We start from the raw sequence: 21,975 nt of genomic DNA, 5'->3' as shown, positions 1-21,975 counted from the left end.
TTTTTAATTATTGGAGGAGACAAATGCTTGACATTAAGAGAATAAGGCTTGAAAAAGATGAGGTTATAGAGGCCTTAAAAAAGAGAAGAAAAGAATATCCAATAGAAGAAGTTTTAAAAGCAGATGAAAAAAGAAGAAATTTACTTACTGAAGTAGAAAAGAAGAAAGAGCTTCAAAACAAGGTTTCCAAAGAAATTCCTAAACTTAAAAAAGAGGGAAAGGATATTAGTGAGACTTTAAAGGAAATGAAGGAGCTTTCAGCTGAAATAGAAAGTGGAGATAGAGAGATTAGTGAGGTTGTAGAAGGTCTTAAAAATCTATTACTTCAAATTCCAAATACTCCAGATGAGTCTGTTCCAGATGGTGCAAGTGACGAAGACAACAAAGAAATTAGAAAATTTATGGAACCAACAAAGTTTTCTTTTGAACCTAAAGCCCACTGGGATCTTGGAGTAGATCTTGATATACTTGATTTTGAGAGAGCAACAAAGATTGCAGGCTCTAGATTTTCAATATTTAAAGGAAAGGGAGCAAGACTAGAAAGGGCATTAATTAATTTGATGCTTGATATGCATGCTGATCAAGGATATGAAGAGCTAAATGTTCCAGTTCTTGCAAATAGAGATTCTATGACTGGCACTGGACAGCTTCCAAAGTTTGAAGAGGATATGTTCTATCTTCCTTCAAAGGACTTTTATTTAATCCCAACAGCAGAAGTTCCTGTAACAAATTTAAGATCAGGAGAAATTTTAGATAATAAAGAACTACCTTTATATTATACAGCACATACAACTTGCTTTAGACAAGAAGCTGGTTCTGCTGGAAGAGATACTAGGGGTTTAATTAGAAATCACCAATTTGATAAAGTTGAAATGGTAAAATTAGTAGATGAAGAAACATCATTTGATGAACTTGAAAAGCTAACAAATGATGCTGAATCAATCCTACAAGCTTTAAAACTTCCATATAGAGTTGTAGTTCTTTGCGGGGCAGATTTAGGATTTTCTTCTACAAAGACTTACGATATAGAAGTTTGGATGCCATCTTATGGAAGGTATGTAGAAATATCTTCTTGTTCAAACTTTATAGACTTCCAAGCTAGGCGTGCAAATATTAAATATAGGGGAGAAGATGGAAAGCTAAGATTTGTTCATACACTTAATGGATCAGGCTTAGCAGTAGGTAGAACTTTTGCGGCAGTTATTGAAAATTATCAAAATGAAGATGGATCAATTACAGTCCCTGAAGTTCTTAGAAAATATATTGGGATAGATAAAATTGAAAAATAAAAAAATTGGATTTATAATTTTTGCCTTGGTGGGAATTCTTTTTTCAAGTTTTCCCACTAGGGTAAATGCTGAAGAACTTGGAATAGAACACAGGGTTAAGTCTTATCTAATCGGATCTTTTGAAGATGGAGAAATCTTAAACGAGTATAATAGCGATGAAGCTATGAATATGGCATCTGTATCAAAGCTTATGACCTATCTTGTTGTAAAGGATAGTATAGAAGAAGGAAAAATTAGCTTAGAAGATAAGGTTACTATTGATGAAAATATAGAGGCAGTTGAAGGATCAAGCTTCGAATTAAAAAAGGGCGAGGAAGTTAGCGTAAATGATCTCTTAAAGGGACTGATGGTAGTTTCTGGAAATGATGCTGCCTATGCTCTTGGCGTGCATACTGCTACAACAGAAGAAAAATTTGCAGACCTTATGAATCAAAAGGCAAAAGAGCTTGGGCTTAAAAATGCAAAATTCGTAAATGCTTCTGGTCTTCAAAGTGAAAAGGGTCAAAACACTCTTACCACAAAAGAAATATTTGAATTAGCTAGACACATTATAAAAAAATATCCTGAAATTTTAGACTATTCTAAGATTGAAGTTTTAAATATGCCTGAACGTAACTACACAGGATATTCCACAATTCCGCTTGTGGGAGAAGTTGCTGGAGTTGACGGCTTAAAGACAGGCTTTACAGAAGAAGCTGGTTACTGTTTAGTTTCCACTATAGATGCTAGAAAAACTCCTCAAAGAGGAGAATTTAGATTAATTACAGTAGTTATGGGAACTAGTTCAATGCAAGAAAGAAAAGACATAACTAAGTACTTAATTGATTATGCTCTTGAAAATTATAGTATAAGAACTATAATTGACGACAAGGCTCCCTATACTGAAATAGAGATAAATAGTGCAGAAAATAAAAATATAGAAATATTCCCAGCAAAATCTTATAAGACATTAGCTAGCAAATCAAATAAATATGTGTTAAAATCTAATATAGATAAAGAAATCAAACCTCCTTTAAAAAAGGGGGATAAGGTAGGAGAGCTTTCTCTTTTAAAAGAAGATAAGCTAGTAACTAAAGTTGACCTTATAGTCAATAGAGATGTAGAAAAAGCTGGAACTTTTTCCAGAATATTAAGAGCAATACAAAAATTCTTTACATCTTTAGGAAATTTATTAAGATAAGATATTAAGTAAAGTGTTTATACTTTACTTAAGCTTGTTGACAAAGCGGCAAAATCCAAAAGCTAGCGCTCCATACGAAAGAAATTGTAAGAAATTCAAATTGAAATAATCCGCCCGTAAACCAAACTGTTTGAGTGTTAGCGAGCTTGCGATTTACAGGATTATGAGATTTAGAATGTCTCAATTTCTGCAGTCGGATAAGCGTTTTTGGATTTTGTCTACACTCTGTTTAGTAAAGTATTTATACTTTATTTTTAAGCTCCCATAGTTAAGCAGGATATAACAGACCCCTCCTAAGGGTCAGTCATCAGTTCGAATCTGGTTGGGAGTGCCAAAGCTTCCCGGCATCAGCTGGGATTTTTTTATTGTAGGAAAGTTATAAAATATCTTATATTAAAATATATTAACTTATTTGTTTAAAGAAACTACTGGTCATTAAATTAAAAAAATGAAAGATAAAAAATTTAAAGATTAGCATATATTGAAAATAGATATAAATTCTAAAACTTATATATATTTTAAGCGCATTATAAAAATAAAAAACACAAACTAATTTTATTTAAAAAGAAATTAATGGAAAGTTTTTAGATTTTTATATAGATAATTAAGAAGGATTTTAGATATTTAAAAGCCATAAGATAAATAGCAAATAACTATTATTCTTATGGCTTTATTATTTTATTTATTTTTCTATATAGTCTTTAATAGCCTTTCTTATTGGGCTTTTACTTGCTTCACTTATAGTGGCTGCTTCATTATAATTTTCTACAAGCTGCCTTCCAATATTTTCTATAGATTTTTCTGAAACTTTTTTATATCCACTTTCAGTTAAATCGTCTAGCTCACCACTAAGTATTTTATCAATTTTATCCATAAAATCATCATTAGAATCTGCCTTGTAGATGTCCTTATTTTCTTCATAGTCATCAAATACTGGAAGGTTTCTAACTAGAGTTTTTACCCTTGAAGCTAGGGCTTCTAAAAGGACAATTCCTTCAGTTTCTTCATAACTTGGAAACAAAAATAAATCTACTGCTTGGTAGGCTACCCTCATATCATCTCTTTTTATATAGCCTGCAAAATTGCAATTTTTGGGGGCAGATTTTATTCTATCGGAAACTTCCTTTGGTATAAGACTTTTGTTGCAGGTACCAAACCAGATAAATTTATATTGGGGCATTTTTTCAGCAAATTCTATAAAATCCATTATGCCCTTTCTTTTAATTAAAAGGCCGGAACACATAATTACTTTATCCTCATTTGTATAGCCATATTTTTTTCTAAAATCTTCTTTTTCTTTTTTGTCAACCTTCCAATAAGATAAATCTATTCCATTGGAAATTACTTTAATTTCCTTATCAATTCCATAATTTCTTAAAAGCTTTTTGGAATAATTCGAAGGAGTAAGAATAAGGTCGGCTTTTCTATAACAAGCCATTATCCAAAATTTAAAAAGTGGGGATAGGAGATTAGAAAGTTTGAAAGAGTTTCTAAAATCTTCTTCAGTTGAGTGGGCATGATATACAACTGTTTTACCTCTTAATCTATTAAATACAGCTGCTAGATAAGATGAAAAAAAGACGGTATTAATATGAATAAGGTCATAATCGTCTCTTGGATTTAAGGTATAATCAAATCCCATAGATTTAAGGGCAAGAATTTGGTGGTCTCTTGCTCTACCTACTCCCGAGTATTTAATAAGATTTTGTTTATTTGAATAAATTAAAACTTTCATTTACTACTCCTAACGCAAATTTTTATAGAAAAATCTTTGCAAAAAATTTAAAAAGTTCAGTTATTCCATAAGTATATATAAAAAGCGTTATGGGTTTACCTAAAGATAATATTATAAAGAAATCTTTAAAAGACATATTTGAAAGGCCAGCAAGCATACATAGAAAATCTGCTGGTGATACTGGGAAAAACATCCCAAATGTAAATACTTTTTTAAAAGTATCTTTTTTATCTAAGTAACCTATATATTTTGCATATGTTTTTTTGCTTACTAAGGCTCTTACTAAGCCTCTTCCATATTTTCTGGCAAGAAAAAAATCTATTACAGAACCAATCATAATTCCTATAAAATTAAGAATAAAGCCAAATCCATTTCCAAAAACTAAGGCTCCAGCTGGGCAGGTTAATGCACCTGGTATAATTGGTATAACTGTTTGGATTATTTGTATTAGAATAAAAACCCAAGGTGCTCCTTTTCCAAGAGAGTCTAAAAAAGCTTTTAGCTTTTCCTGGTCTGTAAATAATCCCATCCTATATCCAACAATAGAAAAATATATTGTGATAATAACTCCTATTATAGAAAGTATAAGAGTTATGTAGTTAACTATTTTTTGTCCCCTACTTAATTCACCAATTTCTTTTTCATCAACTCTTCCTTCAGATTTTAATTCCTTAAGTTTGTTATATTTATTATCCTTAGAATTAAATTTTCCAAATTTCATATAATTTCACCGTTTTTATTATATCATGTAATAAATATATTTCATAATTTAATTTATAAATTCTTAATAATTTGATATAATCTTTAAATAAGAAGGTGAGATTTTTGAATACTATCCTAATAGCTGATTCAACTATGGAGCAAGTTAAAATTTTAGAATTTTTAATCCAAAGGAAAAAACTTGGAGATGTAATTGAAACTACTGATGATGGGCTTAAGGCTCTTGATCTTATTAGGGCTAATAGGCCAGATCTTGTAATTTTAGAGTATAGTTTAAAAACAATTGACGGAAATGAAGTTATGCGTAGGGCTAAAAAAGATGGCTTTACAGGTAAGTTTATAATGATTTCGGATAAAAAAGATAATGAGCTTATTACAAAAGCCTACAAGGAAGGAGCTTCTTTTTTTATTAGGAAGCCAATTAATCTAATAGAGGTAATTTTTGTAATTGAAAATGTTTTATCTCACCACAATAGCGAAAAATTTAAAATAGGAGTAGAAAGACTGTTAAATTATTCTGAAGATAAAAATATTATTCTTAAAGATGAGGATGATAGGGAGAATAATATAAGGCGAATACTTGTTGGGCTTGGGGTAAATGGATATGGAGGATATCAGGACCTACTTGATTTTATCCTAATAGCAAATGAGTTTGAAAAGGGAAATGAAAAAAATTATTCTCTTGAAGAAATCTATCAAACTATTGGAAAAAGAACTTCTAGGAATTCAAAAACAGTTCAGCAAAATATAAGAAGGTGCATACAAAGGGCAATGGATAATGTTGCCTTAGCTGGACTAGAAGATTATGATTCTATTTTATTTGACAGATATAGCCAGTCTCTTTTTGTTTTTTCAGAGCTTAGAAAGAGAATGAATTACTTAAATAAGGGAAGGGGAGATAAGGGAAAAATAAATATTAGAAAATTTGCTGAAGGAATATTTTTATTATCAAATGATTAGCCTACAAATTGTATTTATTTGTAGTATAGTGTAGGATCTGGATTATGATACAGATGCAAACGTTAATATTTTATAGGAGGAATGATTTATGGCTAAGGCGACTGTTGTTCTAGGTGTAATCGGCTCTGACTGTCATGCAGTTGGGAACAAAATATTAGATTACTCAATTTCTAGAGCAGGATACAATGTAATCAACATTGGTGTTTTGTCACCTCAAGAAGACTTCATAAACGCTGCAGTTGAAACTAATGCAGATGCAATACTAGTTTCTTCTCTTTATGGACAAGGAGAATTAGACTGCCAAGGTTTAAGAGAAAAGTGTGATGAAGCTGGTCTTAAGGGAATTAAACTTTATGTTGGCGGAAACATTGTTGTTGGAAAACAAGATTTTAATGAGGTTAAGAAAAGATTTCAAAAGATGGGATTCGATAGAATCTATCCACCAGGAACTTCAATTGAAACTACTTTGAGAGATTTAGCTGAAGATTTCCCTGATAATGAAGAGTAATTTTAGATGAGAAAATTAGGTAATTAGATGGAATGCTATTTATTTGTAGACTTTGGGTCTACTAATACTAAACTTACATTAATTGATATTGAAAAAGAAGAGATCGTTGCTACAGCAAAAAGTTATACTACTGTTGAAACAGATATAATGATTGGCTTTGATAAGGCACTTGAGACTATTAAAGAAAAAGCTGGAGAGGATTTTGAAATTGTTGAAAAACTTGCCTGCTCATCAGCTGCTGGAGGTCTTAAGATGATAGCTATAGGACTTGTAGAGGAACTTACAGCTGAAGCTGCAAAGAGGGCAGCCCTTGGAGCTGGTGCAAAGGTTATCAAAACTTACAATCAAAAACTCAATAATCTTGAGCTTGAAGAGATAAAAAATACAAATCTTGATATTATTTTGCTTGCTGGTGGAACTGACGGAGGTAATGAAGAAGTAATTATTCATAACGCTGAAATGCTTAAAAATATCGATGCACCTATTGTTGTTGCTGGTAATAAAAGTGCTGTAGATAAAATTAGCAAGGTCCTTGAAGGTAGAGATTTTTATATTGCTGAAAATGTAATGCCAAAGATTAATGTACTTAACGTTGAGTCTGCTAGAGATACAATTAGAGAAATTTTTATGACTAATATTGTTAAGGCAAGGGGCATGCAAAGAGTATTAGAAGAAATTTCAGAAATAGTTATGCCAACTCCCGCAGCAGTTTTAAAAGCGGCTGAGGTTTTAAGCCTTGGAACTGAAGATGAAGATGGACTTGGAGATATTGCAGTTGTCGATATTGGCGGGGCTACAACAGACGTTCATACAGCTTGCTCAGGAGATCCAACTAAAGCCGGAGTTTATCTAAGAGGACTAGAAGAACCTTTTGCTAAGAGAACTGTAGAAGGAGATCTTGGCATGAGATACTCTATAGAAGCTGCAGTTGAAGTTGCTGGAAAGAGAATGCTTAAATCTTATTTAGGAGACAAATATGAATATGACATTCTTGAAGAAGCTTCTAGTAGATATTTAAATCCTTCTTTTATAGCTGAAAATGAAAGAGATTTAAATTATGATACTGCCGTTGCAAAAGCCTTAACTAGAATTTCTGTTACAAGGCATGCTGGTCAAACTAAGGAAGTCTACTCTCCCGTTGGAGCAATTTTCCAACAAACTGGAAAAGATTTAACTGAATTACCGGTAGTAATTGGTACTGGTGGGATTTTAGTTTTCAATCCGAACCCTATAGAAATTCTTAAAGAGGCCTGCTTCAATATGGAAGAGCCAGAAAGTCTTAAACCTAAGAATCCAAAATTTTTCTTAGACAAGGAATATATTTTGAGTAGTATGGGACTTTTATCTTGCTTAGATAAAGATATGGCTGTTAGAATGATGAAAAAATATTTAGTAAAATTGGGGGAATAAATGAAAGTTCAAAATAAAAAAATACCTTTAGGTGAATTTATGGAGGAGAGGGAAGAAGTTTTAGCGACTTGGCCAACTGGTAAAGACGTAGACCTTGAAGATGCTATTGACTATTTAAAAAAACTTCCTGACCATAAGAATTTTGCAAAAAAACTTGAAAATGCAAAGCTAAAAGGAATAACACTAGCTCAACCAAGAGCTGGGGTTCCACTTGTTGACAAACATATTGAATTATTAAGATATTTGCAAGACGAAGGTGGAGCAGACCTACTTCCATCAACCATAGATGCCTATACAAGACAAAATAGATACGAAGAAGGCGAAAGGGGAATTCAAGAATCTGCAAGAGCAGGAAGAGCTATGATGAATGGTTTCCCAGCTGTAAATCATGGTGTAGCTAGATGTAGGGAAATTGTCGAAGCGGTTAATTTACCAGTTCAAGCAAGACATGGTACACCTGATTCTAGACTTTTAGCTGAAATCATTCACGCAGGTGGCTGGACATCAAATGAAGGTGGAGCAATTTCCTACAATATACCTTATGCAAAATCTGTTCCAATAGATAGATCAATTAAATTCTGGCAATACTGCGATAGGCTTGTTGGATATTATGAAGAAAATGGTATTTCTATAAACCGTGAACCATTTGGACCATTAACAGGTACTTTAGTTCCTCCATCTATTTCAAACTCTGTTGCTATTATTGAAGCACTTTTAGCTGCTGAACAAGGAGTTAAGTCAATAACAGTTGGATATGGACAATGCGGTAATTTAAATCAAGACGTTGCTGCTATAAGAGCTCTTGAATCTCAAACTAAATATTATTTAGATAAATTTGGTTATGACGGAATTTTAATAACTACAGTATTCCATCAATGGATGGGTGGATTCCCAGCAGATGAAGCAAGAGCATTTGGAGTTATTTCTCTTGGATCAACAGCTGCTGCCCTAGCAGGAGCAACTAAGGTTATAGTTAAAACTCCTCACGAAGCTTTTGGTATTCCAACAAAGGAAGCAAATGCAAGCGGTATAAAGGCAACAAAGATGGTATTAAACCTATTAGCTGAGCAAAGAATGTTAAATTCTAACGCACTTTTAAATGAGATAGAAATTATAAAAGCTGAAACTTCTTGTATTATTGACAAGGTTATAGAACTTGGTGGAGGGGACTTAGCTGAAGGAACTGTTAAAGGATTTGAAGCTGGAGTTATAGATATTCCTTTTGCACCTTCAAAATACAACGCAGGTCTTATGATGCCAGCTAGGGACAATGAAGGAAATATAAGATTCCTTATGACAGGAAACTTACCATTTACAAAAGATCTTAAAGATTTCAATAGAATGAAACTTGAAGAAAGAGCAAACTTTGAATATAGAGATGTAGATTTCCAAATGACTGTAGATGATGTATTTGCAGTTGGAAAAGGTAGATTAATAGGAAGAAAAGAGGATATGTAATATGAAAATTGTAGACGTTTTAGCAACACCAGGATTTACAGGATTTTATTTTGACGACCAAAAAGCTATTAAAATGGGAGCAGAACATGACGGAATGTTCTATATTGGAAAGCCAGTTACAGAAGGATTCAAAGAAATTAGAGTTGCTGGAGAATCTATCTCAGTTCTTTTAATTCTTGAAGATGGACAAGTAGCTCACGGAGATTGTGCAGCTGTTCAATATTCAGGAGCAGGCGGAAGAGATCCATTATTCTTAGCTAAAGATTTTATCCCTGTTATTGAAGGAGAAATCAAGGAAAAATTAGTTGGAAGAGAATTAACTTCATTTAAAGAACTTGCAGAAGAATTTGACCACTTAAAAATTGATGGAAAAAGACTTCATACTGCTATAAGATATGGAGTTACTCAAGCTCTTTTAGATGCTGTAGCTAAAGCAAGAAAAATCACTATGGCTGAAGTTGTAAAAGATGAATATAATACTGGCGTTGAAATAAAAAGAATTCCAATCTTTACTCAATCTGGTGATGATAGATATCTAAACGCTGACAAGATGATTATTAAAAAAGCAGACGTACTTCCTCATGGTCTTTTCAACAACGTTGAAGAAAAAACTGGTAAAGAAGGCGAAAAAGTTAAGAGATTATGTAATTTGGTTAAGAGATAGAATCTTAGATAAAAGAAGCGATGAATCATATAACCCAACTTTCCACATTGACGTTTATGGAACAATTGGTGACTTTACAAATAATGATGTTGAATATATGACAAAATATCTAAAGACACTTGAAGAAGCTGCAAAACCATTTAAGTTAAGAATAGAAGGCCCTATGGATATGGGAAATAAAGAAGACCAAATTAGAGTTCTTGCTGAGCTTACTAAATCACTTGATGACAATGGAATTCACGTAGAACTTGTAGCTGATGAATGGTGTAACACTTATGAAGACTGTGTTGATTTTGCAAAAGCTAAAGCTGGACACATGATTCAAATTAAAACTCCAGACCTTGGCGGTATCAACAACACAATTGAAGCTATATTAATGTGTAATAGAGAAGGCGTTCTTTCATACTGCGGAGGAACTTGCAATGAAACATCAAGATCAGCAGAAGTTATCGTTAACTGCTCTATGGCAGCAGGTGCAACTCAACAACTTGCTAAACCTGGTATGGGAGTAGATGAAGGATTTATGCTAGTAAACAACGAAATGGAAAGAGTAGTTAGACTAGCACAAAGGAATAAGAAATAGACATGAAAGAAGTTTCTTGTAAAGATATAACTACAGCTGTTAAGGCTATGGCTATTGAAATGAGCTACCTTTTACCAAATGACGTAAGAAAAAGGTTAGAAAAAGCTTAGAGCCGATGAAGACTGGGACTTAGCAAAAACAGTTCTAGATAGCATCCTTGAAAATGCAGACATAGCTAAGAATAGAAAAATCCCTATGTGTCAAGATACAGGAATGGTAGTTGCCTTTGTTGAAATTGGTCAAGAAGTAAAAATCGTAGATGGATTTATAGAAGATGCTATAAATGAAGGAGTTAGACAGGCTTACACAGAAGCTCTTTTAAGAAAATCTGTAGTAGCTGATCCAGTTTTAAACAGAGAAAACACTAAAGATAATACTCCAGCAGTTATTCATTATATAATGAAGCCTGGCGATGAGCTTAAAATAATGGTTGCAGCTAAAGGTTTTGGATCAGAAAATATGAGCCAACTAAAAATGTTAAAACCTGCAGATGGAATAGAGGGAGTTAAAGATTTTGTTCTAAAAGTTGTTGAAGAAGCTGGCCCAAATCCATGCCCTCCAATAGTTGTTGGAGTTGGTATTGGATCAAGCTTTGACAAAGTTGGATTTTTAGCAAAAAAAGCTGTAATGAGAGATATGGATACAAAAAATAGCGATCCTAGATATGCAGCTTTAGAAGAAGAACTTTTAGACAAAATAAACAAACTTGGAATAGGACCACAAGGCTATGGCGGAAGGGGAACCTGCTTAAGTGTAATGATTGAAACTTACCCTACTCACATTGCTGGTCTTCCTGTAGCTGTTAACATCAACTGCCATGCTACAAGACATAGAGAAGTTACTTTTTAGGAGGAAATATGAAAAAAATAAAAACTCCTGTTACTAGAGATGATTTAAAAGATTTAAAAATAGGCGATGTAGTAGAAATTACAGGGACAATCTACACAGCTAGAGATGCTGCACATAAAAGATTTGTTGACCTACTTGAAAAAGGCGAAGATCTTCCATTTGATCCAAAAGGTGCCTTTATATATTATGTTGGACCAACCCCAGCTCCAGAAGGAGAACCAATAGGATCATGCGGACCAACAACAAGTTATAGGATGGATCCATACACACCACAAATGCTTGATGTTGGACTTATGGGAATGATTGGTAAAGGAAAAAGAAGTAAGGAAGTTATAGATAAAATAGTTGAAAAGGGAGCAGTTTACTTTACAGCTATTGGAGGAGCAGCTGCCCTACTTAGATCAAGAGTAAAAGAAGCTAAGCTTATTTGCTATGAAGATCTAGGAGCAGAAGCAGTTAGAAAACTTTATGTTGAAGATTTTCCTGTTACAGTTACTATAGATTCAAAAGGCAATAACCTTTATGAAGTTGGAAGAAAAGCTTATTTAGAGTCAAAAAACAAATAGAATAATTTTTAAAACTAAAAGTAAAAGGCAGACTCATTTTGAGTTTGCCAATTTATTGACAAAGCAGCAAAATCCAAAAGGTAGCGTTCCATACGAAAGAAATTGTAAGAAATTTAAATTGAAATAATCCGCCCGTAAATCGCACTGTTTGAGCGTTAGCGAGTTTGCGATTTACAGGATTATGAGATTTAGAATTTCGGGGTTTCTGCAGTCGGAAAAGCGTTTTTGGATTTTGTCTACAATCTGGGCAGACTCATTTTGAGTCTGCCTTTTTTTAATTGAGTAAAATTAAAAATAAAATTTTTATAATCATAAGAATTTCTAAAATTAGAAAAAATATTCTTAAGTTTTTCTACAATATTAGAATTTAAAATATGATCCTAAAAATCATACCATTTATTAAATTATTACTAAAATTAACTTAAACAAACTATTGAAAAATATATTTTATTATGGTAACATATAGTATATAGATTAATATATATTTTCTATATAAGATTTAGAGTATTTAAAAAAAGGAGGTGAAATTTGAACTGACCCCAAAAAGTTGGACCTGAAAAACCAACTTTGAGGAGGTCATTTTTTTCATGGCAAAATATAGTACAGAATTTAAGATAAAAGTAGTTAATGCATATCTAAATAACGAAGGAGGATATGGAACTTTAGCTAAGAAATATGATATAAATGGTGCATCAATAGTTGAAAGATGGGTAAATTCATACAAAACACAAGGATATGAAGGCTTAAAAATTTCTAGAAAAAATAATAGTTACTCTTTCGAATTTAAGAAGAATATAGTAAACTTGTACTTAACAGGAGAAATGTCCTATCAAGAACTTTCTAATCAATTTAAGATTAATAATCCAGCGATCATTGCTAGATGGGTAATTGATTTTAGAAATCAAGGACTTGATGGACTTAGACCTAAAAAGAGAGGAAGACCTTCAAGTATGACTAAAGATAAAAATAATGAAAAAGAAAAAGAACAAGTAAAGAAAGAATATTCTAAGGAAGAGATAGACGAAATTGCTGAACTTAAAGATAAGCTTTACTGGGCACAAATGGAAATAGATTTTCTAAAAAAAAAAGATGGAATTAGAGGACGAGGAAGATCAGAAAATGAGAGAATGGCTAGAATAATTCACTCATTAAGAGAAAAATATCCACTAAAAGATTTACTTAAACAATTTAATTTTCCAAAATCAACATACATGTATTGGCAAAAAAGATTTGATAGAAAAAATAAAGATGAAGCCTTTGAGAATCAAATCAAGAAAATAAGAAAAGATAATCCAAACTATGGATACAGAAGAATACATGCGATGCTTAGAAGACTTGGAATTTTAATAAACAAGAAAAAAGTTCAAAGGTTGGTACAGAAGCTGAAACTTCAGGTAACAAACTTTGCACGTAAATCAAGAAAATATTACTCATACAAGGGAACAGTAGGTAAAGTAGCACCAAATAGGATAAAAAGAAGATTTAAAACATCTGTAGTACATCAAAAAATCACAACAGATACAAGTGAATTCAAATACTATGAAACAGATAAGTATGGGAATATGCAAGTAAAAAAACTTTACTTAAATCCTTTCTTGGATATGTTTAATGGAGAAATCATTAGCTATTCAATAACAACTTCACCATCATTAGAGGCAATAATAACGCCTCTTGAAGAAGCAATTTCAAAGACTTCAGATTGCAAGTTTAAAAGAATTTTCCATTCAGATCAAGGATGGGCATATCAATTAAAACAATATACTGAAAAATTAGAATCTAATGGAATTTTACAGAGTATGTCAAGAAAAGGAAATTGCTTAGATAATTCTCCTATGGAGAATTTCTTCGGGATATTAAAACAAGAAATTTACTATGGTAGAACGTTTAAATCATTTAACGAACTAAAAAAGACAATAGAAGAATATATAAAATATTACAATGAAGATAGAATAAAAGAAAAACTTGGATATTTAAGTCCAGTTGAATATAGGAAATTAAATGCAGCTTAGCTGCGATTTCCCCTAGGGGAAATATGAGGACAAAAAAACCAGAGACAAATATTTCTAAATGTCTCTGGTATAAAGTCCAACTTTTTGGGGTCACCTTAAATTTATGAAAAAGCTTAGTAGGATTTTACTTTTATCTTTATTACTAGCTCTAAGTTTCAGCACAAATGCTAAAGTTTTAGCAGACGATGAAGCTAGTGAGGTAGTATTAAGAGCTCCTGTATATGAATATTATCCTCATAAAGAAGTATTTTATTCTTATCAGGGATATAAAATTTGGAGAAGTATCGAAAGAGGTGGGCACCTTTATCAAGGATATATAAAGCTTACAAAATTTAAAAATGATATAATTAATAAAAATACAATATATATTTACGAAGGTACTCTTAAACTTGTTAGGTAAAATTTGGATAGGAGAAAATCCTATCCTTTTATAATCAAGGAGGGCATTATGCTTAATTTTGAATTAAAAAAGATTTTAAAATCAAAGCAGCCTATTATTATTATTTTACTAGCCTTATTTATGGCATTTAGTAGCTTTAGATCTATTGACATGAGACACTTCGTTATTGTTGCAAATGAAAAGATACCTTATTCAAGAGAGAGCTATCTAAATTACTTTGTAGAAAATATAGAGAAAACTGATTTAGATGAACAGGAGCAGAAAGAATTAAAAAGAGAAGCGATAAGCGAAGAATTTGCTTTTCTTGATGAGGCATACAAAGAATCCGAAGGTCTTAATGAAGAAAGAGCCTTTATACTTAGAGACGCCGCATTTAAATATGCAGAAAAACAGTTAGATATTATAAAAAAATATAATTTAAAAATACCTACTAGTATGCAAAAGGCAATAGAGTGGAATAATTTTGAAGAAGAAATTATAAAAAAATATAATACTTCTTTATATACAGGGCCATCCACTGTTTTAGCTTTAAATCCCTTTAGGATTTTAATTGAATCGACAAACTCGATTTTTGGGATAGTCCCAATATTATTAATTATAGTTTTATCACTAGCTATTACTGGAAAAGAAAAGTCGGATGGCAGCGCTTTATTTTCTAAATTTTCTCCAGTTAAGACAAATAAACTCATTTTCTCCAAGCTACTTACATCAATACTACTTGCTTTATTATATTCTATTTTTGCAGTTTTCTTTAGTTTAATCATTTCTAAAATGTATGGCTATAGCTGGTTAAATGGTCAGTATGAGATCTATAGGATATTCACTGAGGACGGAAGCTTTAAATATTATCTTGCCTATGAGCTTTTACTTAGGATAATTCTTATATTTTTATTTATGACAACTTTTTTTACTTCTGTAGGCATATATATCTCTAGTAAAAATGGAAATTTTGTTTCGAAAATTTTTATTATATCAACTATAGTTATTATATTAACTATACTTACAAAATCTTTTGATTCTTTTAGAACTATTTTTAATCCTATCTATAGTTTAAATATAAAAGAAAATATATTGGGATATATTATATATACAAATACTTCTAGTTTAGACGGACAAAATTATATTTATAGCAAAGGACAGTTACAATATATTATATATTTTTTCATTTCATTTATTTTTTTACATTTGAGTCAAAAAAATTGGTGGAATATTAAAAATGAGGAGAAAGCTAGCTTTAAAAAAGTAGAATCTTTATTTAATTTTGAAAAAGTTAAGATTTTATACAATAATTCCTTTAAAACACTAATACTAGCCACCCTATCAATCTTTTTAGTTATATTTATTTCTCTAATTGTAAAAGATATAAAAATGGATAAGGCTAATCAGCATACAAGATTAGCAGGTAATTTTGAACTAATGTTAAACAATTTAAAATATAATGCTGAACTTGTTGCTGATTTGTATGGAGATGATGTAAGTGGAGACGTAAAAAGTAAAATTGAAAAATATGAGAATTTATATAATGAAGCATTAAAAGCATATTCTTATTACAAAGAGGGAAATGGTAAGGATTATTATAATATAATGTTAACTGAATTAAATTACGATGAAAATGAAAATCATGATTCAATAGAGGGAAGAAATGCAGGTATTGCTACTTACTTCGAATCAAAAAAATTATATGAGTATTTATCTGAAAATAATATAAAGCCAGAGACAATTTCCTATACGATATTTATATCGGCATACGAAAAACTAATTCCAGAAGCTTTTTTATTTAAAGAAGATAATATATATTCTCATTCAGCCCTATATTTGCCAAGAAGACTCGAGAGAACTTATCCTATTGATTTATTAATTATAGGTATTATAAGTATGGTTGCCTTTGGCGCCTATACTTTTGATAAGGAGCATGGAAACCAAATCGAGCTTTTATATACTCAGCCTGTAACTAGACGTAAGTATCATATAAATAAAGTTGCCTCTTCATTTTTGGTTGGGCTTTTAACTCTTGCTATAATATTTGCTTTTATATTTTTATTTGGCTTAATATCAGGCGGCTTAGGAGATTATAGATTTCCAGTGTTAGAATATATAAAAGATATTGATCTCGAAACAATTCAGTCTAACACCGAAAGCTACTTTAAACTTATTCCAATATGGAGATATGATATCAAACTTTTTGTAATCTATGTTTTCCAAATTGGATTTTTGGCAAGTTTGGTAAGCTTTGTGTCAATATTTGTAAAAGAAAAGATGAAAGCTCTTGGACTATCTTTGGGCTTAACAGCTTTATTTACCTATATTCAGTCTACTATTAATAGTCCGATAAAAGCTTTTAGTCCATTTACCTATATGAGAGCAAGCACTCTAGCAAATGGAAGTTATATAATTAATAGCGGATTAAAAACAAATAATGTATATATTGGATTATGTGTACTTTTAATTTCATCAATTATTTTATTTTTTGCTGGTAGTTTTTTAGTTAAAAAAATAGATGTGAAATAAAAGTAAGTGTAAGAGAATTTTTTATATTCAGATTAAGTCTTATAAAGTATTATCTTTATATTTTTTGATTTGATGTAAAAAGTTCTCTTTTTTTGCTTAATAATTCTAATATCTAGAAGCTAATTATTTATTAATGATTTTAGGTATAAAATAATTATAATTTAAATAATTTTGCTTAGAAATTATAAGCGAAATTTAACGTAGAATACTATTTATTTACAAAAAAATTCCTCTATGGTATAATTACCCTTGTTAATAAATTATAAGGAGGAATTATGATGAAAAAATTATTGTTGTTACTTGCACTACTCGCTTTTACTGCTTGTTCAAATGACAGCCAAAAGCCTACAAATGAAACAAAGCCTAGCCAAAGTGAAAGTAAAACTGAAGGAGAAAAAGAAAATAAGGAAACTCCAGAAGGAAAAAAAGCAGATGAAGATGCTAAAGCAAACGAAGATGCCGAAGAGCTTCCATCTATCCTATTTGAAAGTGTGTATGAAGATTTAAAAGGACAAATTTTTAAAGTTGAAACAAATGCTCAGAAAGAGTATGATTTTGATGGTTTAGATTCCTACAAAGAAAAAGCTAAAAATGTTGTACTTGCAAAACTTATCGACAGGGAAGATTCTTCTAAGGAAGATGGTGATGACTACCCTAAAACTAAACTAAAAATTGAAATAGTTGACAGTTTATATGGGGATTTAAAGGTCGGCGAAACAAGTGTTTTTATGCCAGGAGCTATTATTTCATACGAAGATGTAAAAAACATGAACTATAAAGATGGATTGCCAAAGGGAATAGCTGACAAGAGTGAAGAAGACCTATCTAAATATAATTATCAAGTTGGTCCAAAATTCTATATTCAACCTAAAAAAGAACAAGCATATATTTTATTTTTAGATGAAAATAATACTGTTATTGGAGATGGACTTGGAAGTTTTGAAATAGTTGGTAATAGACAAGATGCTTATAAATTCCTTAAAGACTACAAAAAGGATAAGGAAATGATAGATAAGGAAAAAACAAGTTTTTCTCATGATATGGGTAAGGGAATTGAAAAATTCACTTTTGCAGAAATTTTAGATACTTTAAAATAGTTTATTTTAAATATCTTTAAAGGAAGTTAATATAATAAATATTTAAATTACAAAAAAAGAATGAAGGATAAATAATAAGGCTTCATTCTTTTTATTTTTAAGATTGTTTACTAAGTGCTTTTAAATTTGAATTTTTCAAAGTTTTAAAATATTCTATTAAGTTTAAATTTAGGCTAATTTAATTATTTTAAAAAAACTTAAATCTACTTTTTGTAAAATATAGTCCTATATATAAATTAGAAAATTTGGTATTAGGTAAAAACTACGAATTTTTGAAAATTATTATATAAAGTGAAGTGCATCATGAAACTCTATAAAGCATTTTAATCTAGGCTTGATAGAGGAACTCTTTAACTCTATTTATAATGAATAATTCTTGAAAGTTAGTCTAAATTTTTACTAGATATTTTTAAATCTTTTAAGATCACTTAATTTACAGACTAAAAAATCCTCTCTACTTTAAAGTGGGGAGGATATATTTTAATATAAGTCAAGAGTTTTTGTATCTGGTCCTAAAGAGTAGATAACATCTTTTCTTTCAACTATTATTTTAATCTTTTTTCTTACTAATTCATCATTTCTAATCTTTTTAAGTAGGTTATTGGATGGATTTATTGTGATAGGGTTTCCAGATAATCTAAACATAGAAAGGTCTCCCGTTGTATCACCATAAGAAAAAGATTTAGATAAGTCTATACTGTATTTTTCTACAAATTGCCTCATAGTTTTTAACTTATTAGATGAGTCCCACATTTTAAAATAATTGCCAGTAAAAAAATTATTCTTATCTATCTCATATATGGTTCCTAAAAAGTCAGTAACTTCATACTTTTTTGCTATATGGGATACTAAAAAATGAGGAGAACCAGATATAAAGAAAATTTTATGTCCCATTTTTTTATGAAATTCAAGTCTACTCCTGGTGTATTTATAGACTTCTTCAAACCCTGCTTCTACAACTTGTCTTGCAAGATGATCTATAAAGTCAAACTTAACTCCCTTTAGTGCCTTTGTATAGAGGGAGGCTATATTTTCCAAATAATCATCATAAAATGTGTGCCTTTTGTTGTAGGAATCGCTTATCGGTTTTACTTCGTTAACAAAGGTAAATATGTCTATTGTTTCAGTTTGGACAAGTTTTTCAAAGTGCTTTAACATTAGGCTGGTTCTTGTAAGAGTGCCATCTATATCAAAAAAAGCGCCTATCTCCATATTAACCTCCATACACATCGTTAAAGTAGTCTATCTTGTCATCATCCTCATCTTTTATTTTTTTGTCCTTATTTTCTTTTTTTATTTCTTTTTTATCCTTTACTTTCTTTTCTTTTTTAGCTTTATTTTTTTTATTCTTTGGCTTCCTATAGAGCTGCAAAATAAAAGCAAACATAAGTGAAACAAAGCCAGCAACAAACAAAACTCCAAAAGTCATAATTTTTTCTAAACCATAACTTTCAGTGATTTTTGGAAGCCCCAAATAAAGTTCGTAGATGCTTATGATAATTAAGAGAAATGGGGGTATATATTTAATGTAGGCATTTCTATTGGATATCCAATAAATTAAGTAAGTAACTAATATAGCGATTAGACCAGCTAGAGAAAATAAAAAGAAGTTCTGCCCATGGTCTAAAACGAGGTTTAATATTGATCTCATAATATCTCCTAGTTTAAAATTATTCATACTCATTATAACATAAAGGGCAAAAGACTTAAAGATTAGTAGATATTACTTGATAATATAAATAGAATTTGATATAATAAAACAAAATTTAATAATTGCCATGATAAAAGACAAGTAGAAAAGATTAAGCCTTACAGAGAGGGTATGCTGGCTGAGATTTACCTAAGAAAACTAATTTTTTTGAAACTACTTTTTAGCAATCTTTAAAGAGAATAAATTAGGGTGGAACCACGACGACTCATCGTCCCTTTTGGGAGATGGGTCTTTTATATTTTTAAAATAAAAAAGGAGGATATATGATAAAAATTACTTTTCCAGATGGAAATATCAAAGAATTTGAAAAGGGTGTACTTTTAAGTGACATTGCTAAGAGCATTTCTGAAGGACTTTATAGAAATAAGCTTGGAGCTGTTGTAAATGGCAGAACTATGGGCTTTAGGGAAAGAGTTGAAGAAGATGCTGAGGTAAGATTTGTAGATTTTGAAGATGAAGAAGGTAGAGACATTTTTAGACATACATCTTCTCATCTTATGGCATTAGCTGTTAAGAGGATTTTTCCAGGCGTGAAGTTTGCCATCGGCCCAGCTATAAAAGATGGATTTTACTATGATTTTGACCTAGAAGAAAAGCTTACTCCTGAAGATCTTGAAAAGATTGAAGGAGAAATGAAAAAAAGATTGTAGGGGAAAATCCTGAGCTTGAAAGATATGAGATGAAAAAAGATGAAGCGTTGGAATACTTTGAAAAGCTAGGTGAAGAGTTTAAGATAGACTTAATTGAACATCTTCCAGAGGGAGAAACTATTTCATTTTATAAGCTTGGTGAATTTATCGACCTTTGTAGAGGCCCTCACCTTGAAGATTTAAAGAAAATTAAGGCCTTTAAACTTCTTTCTATTGCAGGCGCTTACTGGAGAGGGGACGAAAATAACAAGATGCTTCAAAGGATCTACGGTACAAGTTTTCCAAAGAAAAAAGATCTTGATGAATATCTTGAAAGACTTGAAGAAGCTGAAAAGAGAGACCATAGAAAACTTGGCAGAGAACTTGACTTATTTTCTTTCCACGAAGAAGGTCCTGGATTCCCATTTTTCCATCCAAATGGAATGGTTCTTAAAAATGAGCTTTTAAAGTGGTGGAGAGATGTTTTAGTTAAAAATGGATATGGTGAGATTGAAACTCCTCTAATTTTAAACGAAGATTTATGGCATAGGTCTGGTCACTGGGATCACTACAAGGAAAATATGTATTTTACAAAAATAGATGACAAGGACTATGCAATTAAACCTATGAACTGTCCTGGATCTACTCTTGTTTATTCATCTTCTCCTCACTCTTATAGGGACCTACCAATTAGACTTTCAGAATTTGGTAAGGTTCATAGACACGAGCTTTCTGGAACTTTACACGGTTTATTTAGAGTTAGAACATTTACTCAAGATGATGCTCACGTTTATTGCTTAGAAGACCAAGTTGAGGATGAAGTTTTTAGAATGATTGACCTAGCTGATTATCTATATAGCACTTTTGGCTTTAAATATACAGTTGAACTTTCAACTAGACCAGAAGATTATATGGGAGATTTAGAAACTTGGGAAAAAGCTGAAGAATCTCTAAAGAAAGCCCTTGAAAAAAAAGGAATTGAATATAGGATAAATGAAGGAGATGGAGCTTTTTATGGCCCTAAGATAGATTTTCACTTAATGGATGCCATAGGAAGAGACTGGCAGTGTGGAACAATTCAGCTAGATTTTCAAATGCCAATCAATTTTGATTTAACTTATATAGATAAGGATGGAGAAAAAAATAGACCTGTTATGCTTCACAGAGCTCTTTTAGGATCAGTTGAAAGATTTCTAGGTATTTTAATTGAGCACTTTGCAGGTAAATTTCCAACTTGGTTAAATCCAGTTCAGGTAAAAATCCTACCTATTTCCGATAAATTTAATGATTATGCGGAAAAGATTAAAAAAGCCTATGAAGAAAAAGGCATAAGGGTAGAAGTTGACGATAGAGCAGAAAAAATTGGCCTAAAGATAAGACAAGCTCAATTAAATAAAATACCTTACTCTTTAATTGTTGGAGAAAAAGAAGAAGCTAATGAAGAAGTTTCCATAAGAAAAAGAGATGAAGGAGAAAAAGGTCAAAAGAATTATCTTGAATTTATGAATGAATTGTTAAAGGAAATAGAAGAAAAAAAGATAGGATTAAATATTTAAAAGCCAATTAAGTTTATAAGCTTAACTGGCTTTTTTTTTTATTATCTTAAATTATTTACTATCTCTAAAAAGAAATTTTGAAAAGCCAATTAGCTTAAAAATATTTGCAATAATTAAAAAATTATTTATCCTATTTATAGATC

General features: G+C 31.0%; 18 protein-coding genes, 1 tRNA gene and 1 pseudogene. 16 read left to right on the top strand and 4 right to left on the bottom strand.

Going from position 1 to position 21,975, the window contains the following annotated elements:
• Positions 1–23: 23 nt before the first annotated feature.
• The 3 genes from serS (at position 24) to VLK81_RS00340 (ending at position 2,803) form a co-directional block, all read left to right on the top strand.
• Complete coding sequence (gene serS / locus VLK81_RS00350; RefSeq protein ID WP_324618590.1) at positions 24–1,289, top strand: serine--tRNA ligase; 1,266 nt, start codon at positions 24–26, stop codon at positions 1,287–1,289.
• A complete protein-coding gene (locus VLK81_RS00345; RefSeq protein WP_324618589.1) occupies positions 1,279–2,469 on the top strand; it encodes a D-alanyl-D-alanine carboxypeptidase family protein in 1,191 nt (396 codons plus the stop codon). The genes serS and VLK81_RS00345 overlap by 11 nt, the downstream gene beginning before the upstream one ends.
• Positions 2,470–2,727: 258 nt before the next feature.
• Positions 2,728–2,803: transfer RNA gene (locus tag VLK81_RS00340), tRNA-Arg, on the top strand.
• A 348-nt stretch (positions 2,804–3,151) separates the two neighbouring features.
• Here VLK81_RS00340 and VLK81_RS00335 read toward each other — a convergent pair.
• Positions 3,152–4,204 (bottom strand): glycosyltransferase family 4 protein, encoded by a 1,053-nt coding sequence (locus VLK81_RS00335; RefSeq protein WP_324618588.1) that lies wholly within the window; start codon positions 4,202–4,204, stop codon positions 3,152–3,154.
• A 22-nt stretch (positions 4,205–4,226) separates the two neighbouring features.
• Entirely contained in the window at positions 4,227–4,925 is a 699-nt protein-coding gene (locus VLK81_RS00330) for a TVP38/TMEM64 family protein (RefSeq protein WP_324618587.1), read from the bottom strand.
• A 104-nt stretch (positions 4,926–5,029) separates the two neighbouring features.
• Between VLK81_RS00330 and VLK81_RS00325 the strand changes: the two genes are divergently transcribed.
• The 12 genes from VLK81_RS00325 to VLK81_RS00270 all read left to right on the top strand — a co-directional run bounded on the left by VLK81_RS00325 (position 5,030) and on the right by VLK81_RS00270 (position 17,936).
• Positions 5,030–5,884: a DNA-binding domain-containing protein gene (locus tag VLK81_RS00325; RefSeq protein ID WP_324618586.1), complete on the top strand. Its 855-nt coding sequence runs from the start codon at positions 5,030–5,032 to the stop codon at positions 5,882–5,884.
• A gap of 88 nt (positions 5,885–5,972) precedes the next feature.
• A complete protein-coding gene (gene glmS, locus VLK81_RS00320) occupies positions 5,973–6,392 on the top strand; it encodes a methylaspartate mutase subunit S (protein ID WP_324618585.1) in 420 nt (139 codons plus the stop codon).
• A gap of 27 nt (positions 6,393–6,419) precedes the next feature.
• Complete coding sequence (glmL, locus tag VLK81_RS00315) at positions 6,420–7,802, top strand: methylaspartate mutase accessory protein GlmL (RefSeq protein WP_324618584.1); 1,383 nt, start codon at positions 6,420–6,422, stop codon at positions 7,800–7,802.
• On the top strand, positions 7,803–9,260 hold the full coding sequence (locus tag VLK81_RS00310; protein ID WP_324618583.1) for a methylaspartate mutase subunit E: 1,458 nt from the start codon (positions 7,803–7,805) through the stop codon (positions 9,258–9,260). It abuts the gene before it with no gap.
• A 1-nt stretch (position 9,261) separates the two neighbouring features.
• Complete coding sequence (locus VLK81_RS00305; protein WP_324618582.1) at positions 9,262–9,924, top strand: methylaspartate ammonia-lyase; 663 nt, start codon at positions 9,262–9,264, stop codon at positions 9,922–9,924.
• Entirely contained in the window at positions 9,860–10,507 is a 648-nt protein-coding gene (locus VLK81_RS00300) for an enolase C-terminal domain-like protein (protein ID WP_324618581.1), read from the top strand. Before VLK81_RS00305 ends, VLK81_RS00300 begins: the two co-directional genes overlap by 65 nt.
• A 153-nt stretch (positions 10,508–10,660) precedes the next feature.
• The gene (locus VLK81_RS00295; protein ID WP_324618892.1) at positions 10,661–11,356 is read left to right on the top strand and encodes a fumarate hydratase; all 696 of its coding nucleotides are present in this window, start codon (positions 10,661–10,663) and stop codon (positions 11,354–11,356) included.
• An 8-nt stretch (positions 11,357–11,364) separates the two neighbouring features.
• Positions 11,365–11,922, top strand: coding sequence for a Fe-S-containing hydro-lyase (locus VLK81_RS00290; protein WP_324618580.1), 558 nt, complete (start codon positions 11,365–11,367; stop codon positions 11,920–11,922).
• 587 nt (positions 11,923–12,509) lie between these two features.
• On the top strand, positions 12,510–13,931 hold the full coding sequence (locus VLK81_RS00285; RefSeq protein ID WP_324618579.1) for an IS3 family transposase: 1,422 nt from the start codon (positions 12,510–12,512) through the stop codon (positions 13,929–13,931).
• A gap of 103 nt (positions 13,932–14,034) precedes the next feature.
• Positions 14,035–14,331: a hypothetical protein gene (locus VLK81_RS00280; protein WP_324618578.1), complete on the top strand. Its 297-nt coding sequence runs from the start codon at positions 14,035–14,037 to the stop codon at positions 14,329–14,331.
• A 48-nt stretch (positions 14,332–14,379) separates the two neighbouring features.
• The gene (locus tag VLK81_RS00275; protein WP_324618577.1) at positions 14,380–16,839 is read left to right on the top strand and encodes an ABC transporter permease; all 2,460 of its coding nucleotides are present in this window, start codon (positions 14,380–14,382) and stop codon (positions 16,837–16,839) included.
• Between the two features lie 275 nt (positions 16,840–17,114).
• The gene (locus VLK81_RS00270; protein ID WP_324618576.1) at positions 17,115–17,936 is read left to right on the top strand and encodes a hypothetical protein; all 822 of its coding nucleotides are present in this window, start codon (positions 17,115–17,117) and stop codon (positions 17,934–17,936) included.
• Positions 17,937–18,416: 480 nt separating this feature from the next.
• On the opposite strand, the gene VLK81_RS00265 is transcribed toward VLK81_RS00270, so the two are convergent.
• Positions 18,417–19,148 (bottom strand): HAD family hydrolase, encoded by a 732-nt coding sequence (locus VLK81_RS00265; RefSeq protein WP_324618575.1) that lies wholly within the window; start codon positions 19,146–19,148, stop codon positions 18,417–18,419.
• Between the two features lies 1 nt (position 19,149).
• Positions 19,150–19,587, bottom strand: a complete 438-nt coding sequence (locus tag VLK81_RS00260) for a hypothetical protein (protein ID WP_324618574.1) — start codon at positions 19,585–19,587, stop codon at positions 19,150–19,152.
• A gap of 323 nt (positions 19,588–19,910) precedes the next feature.
• Between VLK81_RS00260 and thrS the strand changes: the two are divergent.
• Positions 19,911–21,832: pseudogene (gene thrS, locus VLK81_RS00255) on the top strand (threonine--tRNA ligase).
• Positions 21,833–21,975: the final 143 nt, after the last annotated feature.

This window comes from Citroniella saccharovorans (assembly GCF_035481615.1).
Lineage (GTDB): Bacteria > Bacillota > Clostridia > Tissierellales > Peptoniphilaceae > Citroniella > Citroniella saccharovorans.
The sequence above is the reverse complement of the archived record's forward strand: the minus strand, read 5'-3'. Positions and strand labels throughout refer to the sequence as shown.